The sequence below is a fragment of the Pseudomonas sp. WMBT8 genome (genome assembly GCF_050916005.1).
Lineage (GTDB): Bacteria > Pseudomonadota > Gammaproteobacteria > Pseudomonadales > Pseudomonadaceae > Aquipseudomonas.
The window spans coordinates 4,806,397-4,824,647 of record NZ_CP188096.1 but is presented as its reverse complement, the minus strand read 5'-3'; the positions used below and the strand labels follow the sequence as shown (position 1 = coordinate 4,824,647).

The following is an 18,251-nucleotide window of genomic DNA, read 5'->3' as shown; positions in this document are numbered from 1 at the left end:
GTGTCAGATGACCTTTGCATGATGGCACTGCATCGCCTGAGCCGGCTAAAATGCCATCAAGCGTAACTGTTCGTGACAGCCGCTGGCTGGCACCTTGTACGTTGGCGAGCACTGAACCCATCGGTGCTCCCATAAAAAACAGGATCATTTAATAAATGGCCACATACGAAATCCTGATTGCCGATGACCACCCGCTTTTCCGCAGCGCGCTGCACCAGGCCGTCACACTGGGCCTGGGCCCGGACGTCCGCCTGGTGGAAGTGGGCAGCATCGCTGAGCTGGAAGCCCGCCTGACTGACAAGACCGATTGGGATCTGGTGCTGCTGGACCTGAACATGCCCGGTGCCTACGGGTTTTCCGGCCTGGTGCTGTTGCGCGGGCAATACCCGCAGATTCCGGTGGTGATGGTGTCGGCCCAGGAAGAGGCAGACGTCGTAGTGCGTTCCCGCGAGTTCGGGGCCAGTGGTTTTATCCCCAAGTCCAGCTCCATGGAGCAGATTCAAGCAGCGGTGCGCACGGTGTTGGACGGTGATGTCTCATGGCCGCCGCAGGCATTCGAAGAAATCAACGTGTCCGCCGAAGCCAAGGCCGCCCAGGAAGGGCTCGCCAGCCTCACGCCACAGCAGTTTCGTGTATTGACCATGGTCTGCGAGGGCTTGCTGAACAAGCAGATCGCCTATGAGCTGAGCGTGTCTGAAGCGACCATCAAGGCACACGTTACCGCGATCTTCCGTAAGCTGGGCGTGCGCACCCGAACCCAGGCGGCGCTGCTGTTGCAACAACTTGAGTCAATTTCCCACTCATAGGCCTGCTCGATTCACGCTTTTTTGACTTGGCGTGCTCTAGCTTCCTTCCATCTTTTTTGCTCAGTTGCCTACCTATGTCGCCTTTCAAGGGTCAAACCGGTATCAAACGTATCTTCAACGCCGGGGGCTATTCCCTCGATGGCCTGCGTGCCGCGTTCACCGGCGAGGCGGCTTTTCGTCAGTTGGTGTTGCTCAACGTTATCCTGATTCCGTTGAGCTTTTTCCTCAGCGTCAGCCGTGTAGAGCGCGCACTGTTGATTGCCGTGTGCTTGCTTGCGTTGATTGTCGAGTTGCTCAACTCGGCGGTGGAAGCGGCCATCGACCGGATCTCCCTGGATCGCCACCCCTTGTCGAAAAACGCCAAGGACATGGGCAGCGCCGCGCAATTCGTCGCGCTGACCATGATTACCGTGGTGTGGGCCGTGATCCTGATCTAGGCGATATTCGGCAGCACGATCTCGTCGCTGCGCTGGACCCCGGCGGTAAAGGCGCGGCACAGTTCGAGGAACTCGCGCATGGCCGAGGTCTGGTACTTCTGTTTATGCCAGATGAAGTAGAACTGCCGGGCCAGGTCCAGGTCCGGGGTCTCGACGGGCACCAGGCTGCCGCGCCGGAACGCATCCCGTAGTGCCAGGCGGGAAATGCAGCCAATCCCCAATCCCGACTCCACAGCGCGCTTGATCGCTTCGGTGTGCTCCAGCTCCAGGCGGATATTCAGTGCGCTGCGATGATGGCGCATGGCCTGATCAAACGTCAGGCGCGTCCCGGAGCCCTGCTCCCGCAGGATCCAGGCTTCATGGGTCAACTGCTCCATGCTCGCCTGGCCGCGCAGGGCCAGGGGATGCTGGGGCGCACAGAACACCACCAGTTCATCCTCGACCCAGGTTTGCACCTCAATGTCCGGGTGGCTGCAGTCACCTTCGATTAGACCCAGATCAATTTCGTAATGTGCAACCTGATGCACGATATGCGCAGTGTTCTGTACATGCAGCTTCACCTGGCTCTCGGGATGCTGCTGCATGAAACTGCCGATCAGCAGTGTGGCCAGGTAATTGCCGATGGTCAGGGTCGCGCCGACTGCCAGGGAGCCGAAGCCGGACTTGCCGTTGAGCAGGTCTTCGATTTCCTTGGCCTGGTCCAGCAGCGCCACCGCCTGGGGCAGCAACTGATGACCCAGGGCGTTGAGGCTCAGGCGTTTACCGGCGCGGTCGAACAATTGGCAGCTGGATTGGCGCTCCAGCTCGGTGATCGAGGTGCTGGCGGCGGATTGAGATAAGGCCAGAAGGCCAGCAGCGCGTGACACACTTTCCTGCTGGGCGACGGCGACGAAGACTTGCAGTTGACGGAGAGTAAATCGCATATCGATATAACCGATAACCCTTATCTTAATAATCCAGTTAACAGATATTGTCGCCGCCATTAGAATACTGTGCAATTGCGCACCTATCATTTTGGCGCAGACCCATTTCCAGGAGTTCCCCGTACATGAGCAACATGAACCACGAGCGTGTCCTCAGTGTTCATCACTGGAACGACACTCTGTTCAGCTTCAAGTGCACCCGCGACCCGGGCCTGCGCTTTGAGAACGGTCAGTTCGTGATGATCGGCCTGCAGCAGCCCAACGGCCGCCCGCTCATGCGCGCTTACTCCATTGCCAGCCCGAACTGGGAAGAGCATCTGGAGTTCTTCAGCATCAAGGTCCCGGATGGCCCGCTGACTTCCCAATTGCAGCATTTGAAGGAAGGCGACGAGATCATCATCAGCAAAAAACCGACGGGCACCCTGGTGCTCGACGATCTGAAGCCGGGCAAACACCTGTATCTGCTCAGCACCGGTACTGGTCTTGCGCCATTCATGAGCGTGATCCAGGACCCGGAAACCTACGAGCGCTTTGAAAAAGTGATCCTGTGCCACGGCGTGCGTTACGTCAACGAAGTCGCTTACCGCGAATTCATCACCGAGCACCTGCCACAGAACGAGTTCTTCGGCGAAGCGCTGCGTGAAAAGTTGATCTACTACCCGACCGTGACCCGCGAGCCGTTCGAAAACGAAGGCCGCCTCACCGACCTGATGCGCAGCGGCAAGCTGTTCAGCGATATCGGCCTGCCGCCGATCAATCCTGAAGACGACCGCGCCATGCTGTGCGGTAGCCCGAGCATGCTCGACGAGACCAGCGAAGTGCTGAACAGCTTCGGCCTGAAGGTTTCGCCACGCATGCGTGAGCCGGGTGACTACCTGATCGAACGTGCGTTCGTCGAGAAATAAACGCGGTCAAAAAATGTGGGAGCTGCCCGGTGTAGGAGCTGGCTTGCCTGCGATATAGGCACCTCGGTGTATCAGTTACACCACAGTGATGCCATCGCAGGCAAGCCAGCTCCTACACCGGCCAGCTCCCATATTTGTTTTTGGCGTTTATTCGGCCGCAACCACTTCAAGCACACAAATCATCCCAGCCTCAGGATAGTGCCAACGCACATCCACATCCCAGAAGCGCACTCCATATTCGCGCTCCGGCCCTGGCGTCTGATACGCCGGCCGTGGATCCTGCGCCAGACACTGCTCAATCAGCTCTACCAGCGGCTCGTCCAGGCGCTCGCCGTGGCTGTGAGCCTGGTGTAGGGCGGTCTTGAGCCACTGCACGGGAATCAGTGGTGGTGCGCTGCTGGCGATGCTGTTGGTGGCGGTGTCGATGATGTCGGCATAGGGCACATACGGCTTGATATCCAGGACCGGCGTGCCATCGAGCAGATCGATCCCGGAAATCCACAGCCGGCCCGGCTCTACCTTGTCCAGCTTGACCACTGACTGGCCAATGCCATTGGGGCGATGGGTCGCGCGGGTGGCAAATACGCCCATGGACGTGTTGCCGCCCAGGCGTGGCGGGCGCACTTTCAAGCGCGGCTTGTCTTCCAGGGCCTGATGAAACAGGAACAGCAGCCACACATGGCTGACCTGCTCCAGGCCCTGTACTGCCTCACCCTGGTCGAACGGCGCGACCAACTCCAACACGCCGCGGGCGGCGGGCGCCAGTTGAGGCTGGCGCGGGATGGCGAACTTCTCCTTGAAGCAGGAGCGTACGAAGCCGACGGGCGAGACGTTGTAACTCATGGTTTACGCGCGAACCCGCAGGGTCAGGCCCTTGAGGAAGTTACGCAGCAACTGGTCGCCACACGGGCGATAGTTGGTGTGGCCGAACTTGCGGAACAGCGCGCTCAGTTCCGGCTTGGACACCGGGAACTCGGCTGCCTTGAGGATGGCGTGCATGTCGTCTTCCTTGAGTTCGAAGGCCACGCGCAGTTTCTTGAGGATGATGTTGTTGGTCACCGGGGTTTCGATCGGCTGCGGTGGACGGCTTTCGTCCTTGCCGCGCTTGAAGATCACCAGGCCATCGAGGAAGTGCGCCATGACTTCGTCAGGGCAGAACACGAAGCCTTCTTCCTCGTCTTTCTTGAGGTAGGTCAGCAGGTCGTCCTTGGACACTTCCATGCCGCCGATCTTGATGATCTCGACCATCTTGTTGTCGCTGATGTCGAGCATGTAGCGCACGCTGCGCAGTACGTCGTTGTGAATCATGGTGGGCAATCCTGGTATTCGACTGTAGACCTCGCCCGGGCGGGCGAGGTCGAGAGATAGGGTGGCTTAGAACTTTTCTTTGCCGGACATGTAGCGCCACTGGCCGACCGGCACCTTGCCGATGGACACGCCGCCAATGCGGATGCGGCGAATGGCCACAACCTTCAGGCCAATGGCTTCGCAGAACAGGGCAATGATGCCGGGCTGCGGGTTTTTCAGGGCAAAGCGCAGGCGGTTCTCGTTCTGCCAGCTGGCTTTGACTGCAGGCAACTCCTTGCCTTTGTACATCAGGCCGTGGGCGAGGCGGTTCAGGCCGTGCGCGGCCACGTCGCCTGAGACTTCAACCACATACTCCTGCTCGATCTTGGCGGCGTCGGCCGTCAGCTTGCGCAGGATCTTCCAGTCCTGGGTAAACACCAACAGGCCGCTGGCCTTGGCTTGCAGGTCGGCGCTGGCGGTCAGGCGCAGGAAGTGGCCCTTGAGCGGGCGCTTGCTGAAGCGGTGCTCCTCGGACAGGGTCTCGGCGCTGAGGGACTGCATCGCGCTGTCGACGTCCACGCCGGCCGGCGCATGAAACAGGATAGTCACCGGCTCTGGAGCGGTGGCCTTGGCCTCGGGATCAAGTTCGACTTTTTGTGTCGTGACCTTGAACTGCGGTTCATCGATCACTTCGCCATCCACCGAGACCCAGCCGCCTTCGATGAACAGCTCGGCCTCCCGACGGGAGCAACCGACCAGTTCGATAAGGCGTTTGGAGAGGCGTATGGGGTCAGTCATGACAAGGGCCGTAACAAAAGGGGGCAGCTATTGTACCTGCCTGGAGCCGGTTAATCCCGGCCCCATTTCGCCGCAGTTGCTTTTTGTGGGAGGTGTCAGCCACTGCGTGTTTGCTGGGCCTGGCGCAAACGCATATGCAGCAACGGATAAGGCTGCCCCATGCCGTCATGCTCGGTGCGCCCGATCACTTCAAAACCCTGCTTGATATAGAAGCCCAGGGCCTGGGGGTTTTGTTCGTTGACGTCCAGTTCATCGGCATTCATCGAGGTAATGGCATAGTGCAGCAACTGCCGGCCCAGGCCCTGGCCCCGGTAGTGCGGGTCGATGAACAGCATTTCCACCTTGCCCGCCGCAACGCCGGCAAACCCGGTGATCCGTTGGCGCGCGTCCTTGGTGCAGATCAACATCACGGCATCCAGGTAGCGCGTCAGCACCAGGTGCCTGAGGCGTTCGATGTAGCTTTGCGGCAGGAAGTCATGGGTGGCGCGCACCGAGGCCTCCCAGATCCGGGTCAGTTCCGGGTAGTCGCTGGTTTTTGGGGTGTGGATGACCGAGTGCTGGCCCATGCCCGCTGCTCCTTGCTGCTTGTTGGCGTTGATGGAGCAAACGATAGACCTAAAAAAGCCCCGCATCTTGTTCAGAAGCAGGGCTTTTTCAATTTTTTACAGCTTAGTCGCGTTTTTGCGCCCAGAGGTCGTACTCGTCGGCGTCGGTGACCGTGCACCAGACCTTGTCGCCTGGCTTGAGGCCGCTGGCGTCATCGATAAATACATTGCCGTCGATTTCCGGTGCGTCGAAGAAGCAACGGCCGACCGCGCCTTGCTCGTCCACTTCGTCGATCAGCACTTCGATTTCCTTGCCGATACGCAGTTGCAGGCGGGCCGAGCTGATGGCCTGTTGATGGGCCATGAAGCGCTCCCAGCGGTCTTGCTTGACGTCATCCGGCACCACAGCCAGGTCCAGCAGGTTGGCCGGGGCACCTTCCACCGGCGAGTACTGGAAGCAGCCGACGCGATCCAACTGGGCTTCAGTCAGCCAGTCCAGCAGGTACTGGAAGTCTTCTTCGGTTTCGCCGGGGAAGCCGACGATAAAGGTCGAGCGGATGATCAGCTCCGGGCATATCTGGCGCCAGTTCTTGATGCGCGCCAGGGTCTTGTCTTCGAAGGCCGGGCGTTTCATGGCCTTGAGCACTTTGGGGCTGGCGTGCTGGAACGGGATGTCCAGGTACGGCAGGATCTTGCCGGCGGCCATCAACGGGATCAATTCGTCGACGTGCGGGTAAGGGTACACGTAGTGCAGGCGCACCCACACACCCAGGCTGCTCAGGGCTTCGCACAGTTCGGTCATGCGGGTTTTCACCGGCGCGCCGTTCCAGAAACCGGTGCGGTACTTCACATCGACGCCGTAGGCGCTGGTGTCCTGGGAGATCACCAGCAGTTCCTTGACGCCAGACTTGACCAGGCGCTGGGCCTCGTCCAGTACATCGCCCACCGGGCGGCTGACCAGCTTGCCGCGCATCGACGGGATGATGCAGAAGCTGCAGCTGTGGTTGCAGCCTTCGGAAATCTTCAGGTACGCATAATGCCGCGGGGTCAGCTTGATGCCCTGGGGTGGCACCAGGTCGATCAGCGGGTTGTGGTCCTGGCGCGGCGGCACTACCTCGTGCACGGCGTTGACCACCTGCTCGTACTGCTGCGGACCGGTCACGGCCAGCACGCTTGGGTGCACGTTGCGGATATTGCCTTCTTCCACACCCATGCAGCCGGTGACGATGACCTTGCCGTTTTCCTTGATGGCTTCGCCGATCACTTCCAGAGACTCTGCCTTGGCTGAATCAATGAAGCCACAGGTGTTGACCACCACCACATCGGCGTCCTGATAAGTGGACACGACGTCGTAGCCTTCCATGCGCAGTTGCGTGAGGATGCGCTCGGAGTCGACGAGCGCCTTCGGGCAACCCAGGGAAACAAAGCCAACCTTGGGGTTGGCTTTTGCGATGGTGGTGGACATGTCTAACCTCGGTATTGAATGACGCCGCCAGTCGGGCACGACAGGGCAGCGGACGGGCACTTGATGTGCCTCTGATCAAAAAGTGCGCAATTCTAGCGACGGGAAACGCACTTGACCAGCTTTATGCAGGGAAATACGACGAGTGCTGCGCTATGCTGCGCGCCGTTGCACCGGGGCTAGGTTGGTAGTCAACAAATAATCTGTTACCAGAAGTACAGCGGCACATGCTGTGTATAGCTTAGCTTTGGGCTTAAGTGTATAGCTGGGCTGTTTATAAAAGACCTCAGGTCAAAAGGGCAGGAGTGGTTGATGGGTCAGGTAAATAGTCAGGCGGCGGGTGCCGGGCATTCCAGCGCAAAGCCAATCGGCATGTTGGTGGCGGCGGTCGGGGTGGTTTATGGCGATATCGGCACCAGCCCGCTCTACACCCTTAAAGAGGTGTTTTCCGGCAGTTATGGGGTGCAGGTCAATCATGATGGGGTGCTGGGGATCCTGGCGCTGATCTTCTGGTCGTTGATCTGGGTGGTGTCCATCAAGTACATGTTGTTCGTGCTGCGCGCCGACAACCAGGGCGAGGGCGGCATCATGGCGCTGACGGCGCTGGCCCGACGGGCGGCGGGCAATCATCCGCGGCTGCGCAGTTTCCTGGTGGTGTGCGGCCTGTGTGGCGCGGCGCTGTTCTATGGCGACAGCATGATCACCCCGGCGATTTCGGTGTTGTCGGCCATCGAGGGCCTGGAACTGGCGTTCGACGGCCTTGAGCATTGGGTCGTGCCCGTGGCGTTGGTGGTGCTGGTAGGGCTGTTCCTGATCCAGAAACATGGCACCGACCGCATCGGCAAGCTGTTCGGGCCGGTGATGGTCACCTGGTTTTTGGTGCTGGGCGGCCTGGGCGTCTATGGCATCGTCCAGCACCCCGAAGTGCTCAACGCGATGAACCCGATGTGGGGTGTGCGTTTCTTCATGGTCCATCCGGGCATCGGCGTAGCAATCCTCGGCGCCGTGGTGCTGGCCTTGACCGGCGCCGAAGCGCTGTATGCCGACATGGGCCACTTCGGCCGCAAACCCATTGCCCGGGCCTGGTTCATCCTGGTGCTGCCGGCGCTGGTGCTTAACTATTTTGGCCAGGGCGCGATGTTGCTCGGTGACCCCGAGGCCGCGCGCAACCCGTTCTACCTGCTGGCGCCAAGCTGGGCCTTGCTGCCGCTGGTGGGCTTGTCCACCCTGGCCACGGTGATTGCTTCCCAGGCAGTGATTTCCGGTGCGTTCTCGTTGACGCGCCAGGCGATCCAGCTCGGCTACATCCCGCGCATGCATATCCAGCACACTTCCAGCGCCGAGCAGGGCCAGATCTATATCGGCGCGGTGAACTGGTCGCTGATGGTCGGCGTGATCCTGCTGGTGCTGGGCTTCGAGTCCTCGGGCGCCCTGGCCTCGGCCTACGGGGTGGCTGTGACCGGGACCATGTTGATGACCACCATCCTGGTTTCCGCCGTGATGCTGCTGTTGTGGAAATGGCCGCCGGTCCTGGCCGTGCCCGTATTGCTGGGCTTTTTGCTGGTGGATGGCCTGTTCTTTGCGGCCAACGTGCCGAAAGTGGTGCAGGGCGGTGCGTTCCCGGTGTTGGCGGGGATAGTGCTGTTTGTGCTGATGACCACCTGGAAGCGCGGCAAGCAATTGCTGGTGGAACGCCTGGACGAGGGCGGGTTGCCGCTGCCGATCTTTATCAGCAGCATCCGCGTCCAGCCGCCTCATCGCGTGCAGGGCACGGCGGTGTTCCTCACCGCCCGCCCGGACGCGGTGCCCCACGCCTTGCTGCATAACCTGCTGCACAACCAGGTGCTGCACGAGCAGGTGGTGCTGCTGACGGTGGTCTATGAGGATATCCCGCGCGTCCCGGCCCAGCGCCGCTTCGAAGTAGATTCCTATGGCGACGGTTTCTTCCGGGTGATTCTGCATTTTGGCTTTACCGATGAGCCGGACGTGCCCGAAGCCCTGAAACTGTGCCACTTGGACGACCTGGACTTCAGTCCTATGCGTACCACCTACTTCCTCAGCCGCGAGACGGTCATCGCCTCCAAGCTCGAAGGCATGGCGCGCTGGCGCGAGGGGTTGTTTGCTTTCATGCTGAAGAACGCCAACGGCAACCTGCGTTTCTTCAAGTTGCCGGTGAACCGGGTGATTGAGTTGGGGACCCAGGTAGAAATGTAACTCCAACAAAAAGCCCCCGTTGCCATGCGGCAGCGGGGGCTTTTTTGTGCCTTGGGAAACTGGCTGATCACCTTGAGGCGCCGGCAAGCCGGCTCCTACCGTTATGGGGTATTACTCGGCCTTGACCTGGCGCTTCTCGATGATATCCACCAGGCGCTTGGCCAGTGCCGGGTAGTTCTCGTCGAAGTGATGGCCGCCCGGTAACTTCATGGCTTCGCCCACAGCGCTCTTGTCGGTGCAGCCGCTCTCGTCGACTTCTTCCTCACCGTAGATGCACACCACCTTGGCCGCCGGCAGCTTGGCCATTTCCGGGCCGGTGGCGGCTTCCTTGCCGGCATTGCCGAGCCAGCCTTCCACTTCGATCTCAAAGCTGCCCGTGCGGGCAAAGGCCAGCAGGATTATCGCGTCTACCCGCTGCTGTTCGGCTTCCGGCAGGCGGTTGTAGATGGCCGGCAATACATCGGCGCCGAACGAGTAACCCGTCAGCACAAAGCGCTTGGTGCCCCATTTCTGCCGATAGTGCTGCATCAGCTCGGTCAGGTCCTTGGCGCTCTGCTCCGGGCTTTTGTGCTGCCAGTAATAGCGCAGGGTATCGATGCCGACCACGGGGTAGCCGATCTTGGCCATCTCGCCAGCCACGTCGCGGTCGAGGTCGCGCCAACCGCCGTCACCGGAAAGGAACAGGGTCACGGTGTCCTTGGCCTGGCCGGCCGGCACTTCCACCACCGGGATCGCCAGGCCACCATTGTCCGAACCCACCAGTTGCTTGCGCAGTTCGTTGTTCAGCACTTGCGGGTAATTGATGTCGTAGTCGCTGATGCTGGTGGTGGCGCGCGGGGTATCGCGTACGAAACTGGCGCTTTCGTCGTCAGGGTTATCGTTCCAGGCGACCAGCCAGTTGCCGTGGGCGGCGGTCTTGGGCAGTGGGTCCTTGCAGCCTTCCTGGACCAGGGCGAAGCCCACGGAGATGGCATTGGCCTTGTCGTCGTTCTGTGTCGCCAGCCAGCGCCAGGCGAGTGCCGCGCCAGGGCCGATGCCGCTGACCAGGGTGGCCGGGCCCTTGAGCTGGCCCAGGGCTGCTTGCAAGGCCTGCTCCTGCAGCTTGCAGTCGTCCTTGGGCAGGATCACTTGCACGATCTGTGCGCTGCCGCCCTGGCTCAGGGCAATCAGTTGGCTGTCGCTCAGGCTGGCGTCGGACAGCACGGCGACGGCTACGCGAGCCTTGGGGGTGGTGCCAGGGGTCACACGGGTCAGGGTCGAGCCGTCGGCCTGGGGCAGTTGCTCCAGGGTCGGTTGGGGGGCGGGGCGATTCCAGTACCAGTAGCCGCCACCCAGGATCAGGGCCAGCACCACCAGACTTGCCAATACATACCGCCAGGAGCGTCGAATCATCAGCGTTTCACCAATCCAGTCAAGCCGCCCGCGATCAGGGCGGCGGTATCGGCCAGTGCCACCAGCGGATCAAGTCCCGCGGGCACGGCCATGTAACGAGGTTCCCAGTCAGGCTGGAACTTGTCTTTGAAGCGGCGCAAACCTTGGAAGTTATACAGTTGCTCGCCACGGCGGAACACCATCGAGCCCAGGCGCTGGGTCAGCGGTGCGCCACGGCGCGGTTGCAGGCCCGACAGCGGCACCATGCCGAGGCTGAAGCGTGCATAGTTGTGGCTCTTATAGTGCTGGATCAAGCCGACCATCATGAACTCCATGGTCAGCTTTGGCGCATCCGGGTGCGCACGCATCAGGTCCAGGCTGGCCAGGTCATGGCTGTAGGTCTCAAGCAGGTTGGCGAAGGCCACCGGCTGCCCCTCGAAGCGAATCACCGCAATGCGAAAATGCTTGAGGTACTCGTCGCTGAAACGGCCCAGGGAGAAGCCCTTCTCGCGCACGTTCTTGCCGGTCAACCAGGCATCGGAGATGACTTTCAAGGCATCCATCGGCGCCTGGCCCGGCTCGAAGATTTCCAGGGACAGGCCATCCCGGGTCCCGCGGTTCCAGGTGTAGCGCAGGTCCTTCATCTCCTTGCCCTTGGCTTCCAGGTCAAAGCGCTTGAGATCGACCCGGGCTTCTTCGCCCAGCTTGATCGCGGTCAAGCCGATATCCATATAGAAGGGCAGGTTCTCCGCACGTACCTGGTAGAACACCGGGCGGGCGTGGTGGATGTCGCACAGGTCGCGAAACTGCCAGATCATCTCGGCCCGTGGCTGGGTCGGGCCGATCGGGTCGTACAGGGCCACCAGGCTGCGGCCGCGCCGGGCGTACATCAGGAACGCTTCGTCGTTGGGGTGAAACAGCAGGGCCTTGTCGCCGGTCAGTGCCAGGCCGCCGTCGGGTTGCGAGGAGGCCATCAGGATCTTGGTGGCACGCTCCAGCTCATCGGCGGTCGGCAGGTGGATCACCGGGCGGGCGGTGCGCAACAACCAGGTCAGCGACACAATCACCAGCAAGATGGCGGCGCCCAGCAGCGAGCGCAGGCCACGCGGGGCGTTGGCGTCGAGGGTGAACTGCCACCACAGTTGATGGCTGTAAGGTACGTCCTGATAGGCGAACAGCAGCAGCCAGATCGACGCCCCCAGCACGCACACGCTGGCCACCAGATACAGCGGGGAAAACGGGAGTTCGGTCAGGCGGCTGGCGCGGTAGAACGAGCGCCGGAAGATTGCCAGCAGCACCGCAGTGATGGTCATCAGGCTGGCTTCTTCCCAGTCGAAGCCTTTGAGCAGTGAGAGCAGGGCGCCCACCAGCAACAGCACCATGGTCAGCATCCAGGCTGCCGACAGGCGTCGACGCAGGCCCTGGGCCAGCAACAGGCACAACACGCCGATCAGGCTGGCGCCAAAGTGCGAGGCGTCAATCAGGCGGTGGGGAATCAGGAAGCCGATGTTTTCCAGGCGTGAGTCGATTTCCGGGGTGGCGCCGGAGAACAGCAGCACCACCCCGGACAAAAAAACCAGCACGGCCAACACCGGTGCCGCGAGGCCCGAGGCCACCCGCAGGCTTTGCTGGGTCTGGAACAGGCGCTGGGCTTCGTTGATCAGCAGGAAGATGCACGCGATCAGCAATGGCAGCACCACGTAGATCATCCGGTACAACAGCAGCGCGGCGGCCAGTGGTGCGGCGCCGAGCTTGTCGGCAAACGCGGCCAGCAGGATCGCCTCGAATACGCCGACACCGCCAGGCACATGGCTGAGCACACCGGCCGCGAGCGCCAGCAGGTACACCAGCAGGAACGGGCCAAAGGGCGGGGCTTCTGGCAGCAACATATAAAGAACGGTAGCGGCGGCGGCGACATCCAACGCGGTGATGATCAGTTGCAGGAACGTCAGGCGGCGCCCAGGCAGGCGCAAGGTGCGGCGGCCGGCCTTGACCAGCAGGTTGTCGGGGTAGGGCTGCTCTGGCAGGCGCCGACGATAAATCCCGATACACAATACGGCTGACAGCAGCAGCACCGCGCCTGCGATGCCGCCGAGCAGCGCTGCCGGCAGATGCAGGGCGTTGGAGGCGGCGGGCAGGTTGCTCAACGTGGCCAGGGCGGCGAGCGGCGGCAAGGCGCAACCCAGGGCCAGGCTGGCAAACACGGTCATATGGGCCACTTCCGAAGCCCCGATGCCATGCCGTGCATAAAGGCGGTAGCGCACCGAACCACCGGACAGCATCGACAGGCCAATCGCATTGCCGATGGCGAATGCTGTAAAGCCGCCGTAGGCCAGGGTCTTGGCCGGCAGTTTTACCCCGGCGTAGCGTGCGCCGGAAAATTCGTAGCCCAATAGAATGATGAAACCTGCGATCGCGGCGGCAAAGGCGCCCAGCAAGGCGGGCTTCGGTACTTCCAGGATCGAGTCGTGCAGGGCGTATAGATCCAGCTCTAGCAGCAGGTGGCGGCAGGCGATCAAGGCAATTGCAAACAGCAGCAGAGTGACCGCCAGCCCAATGGGTTGGCGATACTTGCTCAACAGATCCAGCCAGCGCAGGCGAGTGGGGGCGATCGGTTGTGTGGCTGTGACAGTGTCTTGTGGTTCAGACGAATTGGCGCGCATCAATCACCTCGTGGATTGTGCGCGACAGGATGGGGGTATCCAGCCAAGTTACCAATCCCTATGTACAAAATAATTACAAATAGTAACGCGGATCACCGGTCCCGGCGACAGCGTCCATTGGTCGCGCAAGGACGCGCTCGACACTTGAGCATAGCTTGCAAATGGATGGACTCTGAAACCCGCGGGCGGTTTCATGAAAGATGCCATGCCATTGTTTCAAAAGAACTTTTTCTGCGGATACAAAAAAGGCCACTCTTTCGAGTAGCCTTTTTTGATGTTTGGTTGCGGGAGCCGGATTTGAACCGACGACCTTCGGGTTATGAGCCCGACGAGCTACCAGACTGCTCCATCCCGCGTCTGTGGGCGGCATTCTACAGCGCAACGACGAGGTGTCAACCGTTAATGACATAAAGCGCAAAATAACTGCAAATTAGCCTAAGTGCTCGATTGAAAAAGACTTTTCACTGCCCTGGCGCATCGCCGGGGGTAGCAGGGCAAAAACCTGCACGCACAAAAAAGGCCACTCTTTCGAGTAGCCTTTCTTGATGTTTGGTTGCGGGAGCCGGATTTGAACCGACGACCTTCGGGTTATGAGCCCGACGAGCTACCAGACTGCTCCATCCCGCGTCTGTGTGTCGGCATTCTACAGAGGAATGGCAGTGTGTCAACTGCTGATTCCAAGAAAAGCGCTTGTGCTTCAATCGGTTAGCTCTCCAAGGCAAGGGCAGTATGGGGTTGCGGCCAGTCTAGCCGTGGCTTCCAGCTCTATTGGAGGGTGTTGTTCGATTGAAAAAATGTATTCATCCAGGTTTTTTCCTACCACTTTGTCAGATGATTCAAAGTACTGGTGCTATATACAGGTGTGGATGCGATACTGGCGATCCGTCTACTTATGTCCTGACCACGCCTCTCTTTATATGACGCAGCGCAAAATCATCCATGTCGACTGTGATTGCTTCTACGCTGCCATCGAAATGCGGGATAACCCGAGCCTGGCGCAAAAGCCCCTGGCGGTGGGTGGCTCGGCGGACCGGCGCGGGGTGATCGCCACCTGCAACTACGAGGCGCGAGCCTACGGTGTGCGTTCGGCGATGTCATCGCGCCATGCATTGAAGCTGTGCCCCGACCTGACCATCGTCAAGCCGCGCATGGATGCCTATAAAGAAGCATCGAAGGAAATTCACACGATTTTTTGCGACTACACCGATCTGATCGAGCCGTTGTCGCTGGACGAGGCTTACCTGGATGTTTCCGATTGCGCGCATTTCGGCGGCAGTGCCACGCGTATTGCCCAGGATATCCGCCGGCGCGTCTCCAACCAGTTGCATATCACGGTTTCGGCGGGGGTGGCGCCCAACAAGTTCCTGGCCAAGATCGCCAGCGACTGGAAAAAGCCCAATGGGCTGTTTGTAATCACCCCCGACCAGGTGGAAGATTTCGTATCGCAACTGCCGGTAAGCAAGCTGCATGGCGTCGGCAAGGTCACTGCCGACAAGCTGGCACGCCTGGGGATCGAGGACTGCCTGCAATTGCGCGAGTGGAACAAGCTGGCGCTGGTGCGGGAGTTCGGCAGTTTCGGTGAGCGGTTATGGAGTTTGGCGCGTGGGATTGATGAGCGTGCGGTACACAACGACAGCCGCCGGCAATCGATCAGTGTAGAAAACACCTACGACGTCGACCTGCCGGACCTGCCCAGTTGCCTGGAAAAACTCCCGGAACTGATGGCGACCCTGGCCGGGCGCATGCAGCGCATCGACAGCAGTTATCGGCCGGGCAAACCCTTTGTCAAAGTGAAGTTTCATGACTTTACCCAGACCACCCTGGAGCAGGCGGGGGCGGGGCGGGACCTGGAGAGTTACCAGCAGTTGCTGACCCAGGCGTTCAATCGTGGGGGCAAGCCGGTGCGGTTACTGGGGATTGGCGTGCGCTTGCTCGACTTGAGCGTGGGGAATGAACAGCTGGAGCTGTCCTGGTAGATGGCTGGAGGTGGGCCTTATGTGGGAGCGGGCTTGCCCGCGATGGCAGTGGGTCAGTCGAATGTATCTAACCTGACACTCCGCTATCGCGGGCAAGCCCGCTCCCACACAAGTCCGCTCCTACATTGAGTGCTGCCTCAGCGGGTACCCGGATCAGCCACCAGCCGGCCGCCATCCTTGGTCAGCGCCTTGAGAAATTCCTGCTGCAATTCGGGATCATTGCGGGTCAGTTCAATCAGGCTCTGTTCCAGTTCGCTGGCTTCTTCTTCCAGGCCCAGTTCCGACAAGCGCTTGACCCGATGCACCCATTGGCTGACTTCGTCATCCTCCAGGTCGTCGTAGATTAAGGCGTGGGCTTCCAGCAGCTTGCCGCGCAAGGTCGTGCTGATGGCCAGGGATGAGTCCGAATGCACATCATCCTGGGCATCTTCAATGCTGATCCGCAAGGTGCGGACCTGGCTCAAATCCTGTTCGGCAAACGGGCTGTCCAACAGGTTCAGGCGCAGGACGCCGTTGCGATCGGTGGTCATCTCGTGGGTCTGCTTGCCGGCCTTGACCTGCACCGGTCGCTCACTCCACGGCAGGCTGGTGTACTCCAGGCGGCGGTCACGCTGGATTTCATCGATACCCGCCAGGTTCTGTTGCGCCCGGCCGTGGGACTGCACGTTCATGAACGGGTTGAGCCCGGCCACGCCGTAACTGATCCAGTCATGGGTCATGCTGTCCGGGAGGTTGCCCAGGGCAAAGATGTTCGCCACGTTGGCCCCGGCGCCCGCCACCACTGCCACCGCACCCAGCGGGATCTCGTAGAGTTCGCGCCAGGGTTGGTAGGGCGTGTAGCGATCATAGTGGCGCGTGACTTCAAATTCAGTGACTTCGAAAGTCCGCTGTTCATGAATGCGCACGCGGCGTTGCGGCAGTTCGAGCACCTTGGGTTCGCCGACATCGATCTGCAGGCTGTGGTCGAGCAACTTGCGCTCGATCCGTTCCTCGTGCTCGCTACGCTGCGACATCTGATTGGCGCAGCCGCTGACCAGCAGGGCGCCGCACAAGGCGGCGCCCCCCAGGGCTTTGGTGTTTCGCTTGAACATGACTTCTCTTGATCTGGTTTTCAGCGACGAATACGCGCCTGAAGGAAGGGCAGCACGTCAGCCACCGGCAACGGTTGGGCTTGGGCTTCGGTCCGGCTCTTGTATTCCAGATTGCCATCGGCCAGGCCGCGGTCACTGACCACGATCCGGTGAGGGATGCCAATCAGTTCCATGTCGGCAAACTTGATGCCCGGGCTGGTCTTCTTGTCGCGATCATCGAGCAGCACTTCGAAACCGGCGGCCGTCAGTTCGGCATACAGTTTGTCGGTGGCTTCGCGAACCTGCTCGGTTTCGTAGCGCAGCGGTACCAGGGCGATCTGGAACGGCGCCAGGGTGTCGCTCCAGATAATGCCTTTGTCGTCGTGGTTCTGCTCGATGGCAGCCGCCACCACGCGGGAAACGCCAATGCCATAGCAGCCCATTTCCAGGGTCACCGGCTTGCCGTTTTCGCCCAGCACTTCGCACTTCATCGCCTTGCTGTACTTGTTGCCCAGCTGGAAGATGTGCCCCACTTCGATGCCGCGCTTGATTTCCAGGGTGCCCTTGCCGTCCGGGCTTGGATCACCGGCCACCACGTTGCGCAGGTCGGCCACGGTCGGCACCGGCAGGTCACGCTCCCAGTTGACGCCAAAGTAGTGCTTGTCGTCGATATTGGCGCCGATGCCGAAGTCGCTCATCAGCTCGACGGAACGGTCGATGATGATCGGCAGCGGCAGGTTCAGCGGGCCCAGGGAGCCAGCGCCGGCGCCAATGGCGTCACGCAGTTCGGCGTCCGAAGCCATGACCAGCGGGCTGGCGACGCCAGGTTGCTGGGCAGCCTTGATTTCGTTGAGCTCGTGGTCGCCACGGATAACCAGGGCGATCAGCTTGCCTTCTTCCTCGGCATGCACGATCAGGGTCTTGATGGTCTTTTCAATCGGCAGATTGAATTTTTCGACCAGGGCCGCGATGGTCTTGGTGTCTGGGGTGTCGACCAGGCGCAGCTCTTCAGCCGGCGCCGCACGGGAGGTTTCCCGTGGCACGGCTTCGGCTTTCTCGATGTTGGCCGCGTAGTCGGAGCCGTCGCTGAAGACGATATCGTCTTCGCCGGACTCTGCCAGCACGTGGAACTCATGGGAGCCCGCACCGCCGATGGAGCCGTTGTCTGCTTCAACTGGGCGGAATTTCAGGCCCAGGCGGGTGAACACGTTGCAATAGGCCTGGTGCATGCGGTCATAGGTGACCTGCAGCGAAGGCTGGTCGGCATGGAACGAATAGGCGTCCTTCATGATGAACTCGCGGCCACGCATCAAGCCGAAGCGTGGGCGGATTTCGTCACGGAACTTGGTCTGGATCTGATACAGGTTGAGGGGCAGCTGTTTGTAGCTGCTCAACTCGTTGCGCATCAGGTCGGTGATCACTTCTTCATGGGTCGGGCCTGCGCAGAAGTCGCGGCCATGACGATCCTTGAAGCGCAGCAGCTCAGGGCCGTACTCTTCCCAGCGCCCGGATTCCTGCCACAGTTCAGCCGGCTGAGTGCTCGGCATCAATACTTCCAGAGAGCCGGCGGCGTTCATTTCTTCGCGAACGATCGCTTCGACCTTGCGCATCACCTTCAAGCCCATGGGCAGCCAGGTGTACAGGCCAGAGGCCAGTTTGCGGATCATACCGGCGCGCAGCATCAGCTGGTGGCTGATCACGACCGCATCGGAAGGCGTTTCTTTCTGTGTGGCGAGCAAATATTGACTGGTACGCATGGTAGGCCGTTGTCGGTTGCTTGGACTTGAAGTGACC

At 60.7% G+C, this 18,251-nt stretch carries 15 protein-coding genes and 2 tRNA genes; 5 read left to right on the top strand and 12 right to left on the bottom strand.

Translation table 11 applies throughout. The features are described 5' to 3' along the window. Nucleotides 1-155: 155 nt before the first annotated feature. Nucleotides 156-806 carry a response regulator transcription factor ErdR gene (gene erdR, locus ACO77H_RS21930; RefSeq protein ID WP_169954594.1) on the top strand — a complete coding sequence of 217 codons (651 nt, stop codon included), beginning with the start codon at nt 156-158 and terminating at the stop codon, nt 804-806. A 74-nt stretch (nt 807-880) separates the two neighbouring features. Continuing rightward, nucleotides 881-1,243, top strand: coding sequence for a diacylglycerol kinase (locus ACO77H_RS21925; protein WP_169954595.1), 363 nt, complete (start codon nt 881-883; stop codon nt 1,241-1,243). Here the strand turns inward: ACO77H_RS21925 and ACO77H_RS21920 are convergent. After that, nucleotides 1,240-2,166, bottom strand: coding sequence for a LysR family transcriptional regulator (locus ACO77H_RS21920; protein WP_169954596.1), 927 nt, complete (start codon nt 2,164-2,166; stop codon nt 1,240-1,242). The genes ACO77H_RS21925 and ACO77H_RS21920 overlap by 4 nt on opposite strands. Nucleotides 2,167-2,291: 125 nt before the next feature. Here ACO77H_RS21920 and fpr point away from each other — a divergent pair, with 125 nt between their 5' ends. Further along, the gene (fpr, locus tag ACO77H_RS21915; RefSeq protein WP_003172178.1) at nt 2,292-3,071 is read left to right on the top strand and encodes a ferredoxin-NADP reductase; all 780 of its coding nucleotides are present in this window, start codon (nt 2,292-2,294) and stop codon (nt 3,069-3,071) included. A gap of 147 nt (nt 3,072-3,218) precedes the next feature. Here the strand turns inward: fpr and tsaA are convergent, their stop codons facing one another. From tsaA to rimO, 5 genes are all read right to left on the bottom strand, one after another. Then, nucleotides 3,219-3,914 (bottom strand): tRNA (N6-threonylcarbamoyladenosine(37)-N6)-methyltransferase TrmO, encoded by a 696-nt coding sequence (tsaA, locus tag ACO77H_RS21910; RefSeq protein WP_432754554.1) that lies wholly within the window; start codon nt 3,912-3,914, stop codon nt 3,219-3,221. Nucleotides 3,915-3,917: 3 nt separating this feature from the next. Next, nucleotides 3,918-4,379: a DUF1456 family protein gene (locus ACO77H_RS21905; RefSeq protein ID WP_057439364.1), complete on the bottom strand. Its 462-nt coding sequence runs from the start codon at nt 4,377-4,379 to the stop codon at nt 3,918-3,920. 66 nt (nt 4,380-4,445) lie between these two features. Then, nucleotides 4,446-5,156 carry an rRNA pseudouridine synthase gene (locus tag ACO77H_RS21900; RefSeq protein ID WP_170041858.1) on the bottom strand — a complete coding sequence of 237 codons (711 nt, stop codon included), beginning with the start codon at nt 5,154-5,156 and terminating at the stop codon, nt 4,446-4,448. Nucleotides 5,157-5,251: 95 nt separating this feature from the next. Next, nucleotides 5,252-5,722, bottom strand: a complete 471-nt coding sequence (locus tag ACO77H_RS21895; protein WP_169954599.1) for a GNAT family N-acetyltransferase — start codon at nt 5,720-5,722, stop codon at nt 5,252-5,254. A 103-nt stretch (nt 5,723-5,825) separates the two neighbouring features. After that, entirely contained in the window at nt 5,826-7,166 is a 1,341-nt protein-coding gene (rimO, locus tag ACO77H_RS21890) for a 30S ribosomal protein S12 methylthiotransferase RimO (RefSeq protein WP_029295337.1), read from the bottom strand. A gap of 309 nt (nt 7,167-7,475) precedes the next feature. On the opposite strand from rimO, the gene ACO77H_RS21885 reads away from it, so the two are divergent. Continuing rightward, on the top strand, nt 7,476-9,377 hold the full coding sequence (locus ACO77H_RS21885; RefSeq protein WP_170041859.1) for a potassium transporter Kup: 1,902 nt from the start codon (nt 7,476-7,478) through the stop codon (nt 9,375-9,377). Between the two features lie 111 nt (nt 9,378-9,488). Here the strand turns inward: ACO77H_RS21885 and ACO77H_RS21880 are convergent, their stop codons facing one another. The 4 genes from ACO77H_RS21880 to ACO77H_RS21865 form a co-directional block, all read right to left on the bottom strand. Then, on the bottom strand, nt 9,489-10,769 hold the full coding sequence (locus tag ACO77H_RS21880) for a virulence factor family protein (RefSeq protein ID WP_170056824.1): 1,281 nt from the start codon (nt 10,767-10,769) through the stop codon (nt 9,489-9,491). Then, nucleotides 10,769-13,411, bottom strand: coding sequence for a bifunctional lysylphosphatidylglycerol flippase/synthetase MprF (gene mprF, locus ACO77H_RS21875; protein WP_170041861.1), 2,643 nt, complete (start codon nt 13,409-13,411; stop codon nt 10,769-10,771). The genes ACO77H_RS21880 and mprF overlap by 1 nt, the downstream gene beginning before the upstream one ends. Before the next feature lie 279 nt (nt 13,412-13,690). Then, a tRNA-Met gene (locus tag ACO77H_RS21870) sits at nt 13,691-13,767 on the bottom strand. A 194-nt stretch (nt 13,768-13,961) separates the two neighbouring features. Beyond that, nucleotides 13,962-14,038 (bottom strand) — tRNA-Met (locus ACO77H_RS21865). 290 nt (nt 14,039-14,328) lie between these two features. Here ACO77H_RS21865 and dinB point away from each other — a divergent pair. Next, the gene (gene dinB, locus ACO77H_RS21860) at nt 14,329-15,387 is read left to right on the top strand and encodes a DNA polymerase IV (protein WP_170041862.1); all 1,059 of its coding nucleotides are present in this window, start codon (nt 14,329-14,331) and stop codon (nt 15,385-15,387) included. A 137-nt stretch (nt 15,388-15,524) separates the two neighbouring features. On the opposite strand, the gene ACO77H_RS21855 is transcribed toward dinB, so the two are convergent. Together ACO77H_RS21855 and ACO77H_RS21850 are read right to left on the bottom strand one after the other, a co-directional pair. Continuing rightward, the gene (locus tag ACO77H_RS21855) at nt 15,525-16,478 is read right to left on the bottom strand and encodes a hypothetical protein (RefSeq protein ID WP_169954604.1); all 954 of its coding nucleotides are present in this window, start codon (nt 16,476-16,478) and stop codon (nt 15,525-15,527) included. Nucleotides 16,479-16,498: 20 nt separating this feature from the next. Next, the gene (locus tag ACO77H_RS21850) at nt 16,499-18,214 is read right to left on the bottom strand and encodes a proline--tRNA ligase (protein ID WP_170056825.1); all 1,716 of its coding nucleotides are present in this window, start codon (nt 18,212-18,214) and stop codon (nt 16,499-16,501) included. Nucleotides 18,215-18,251 lie beyond the last annotated feature (37 nt).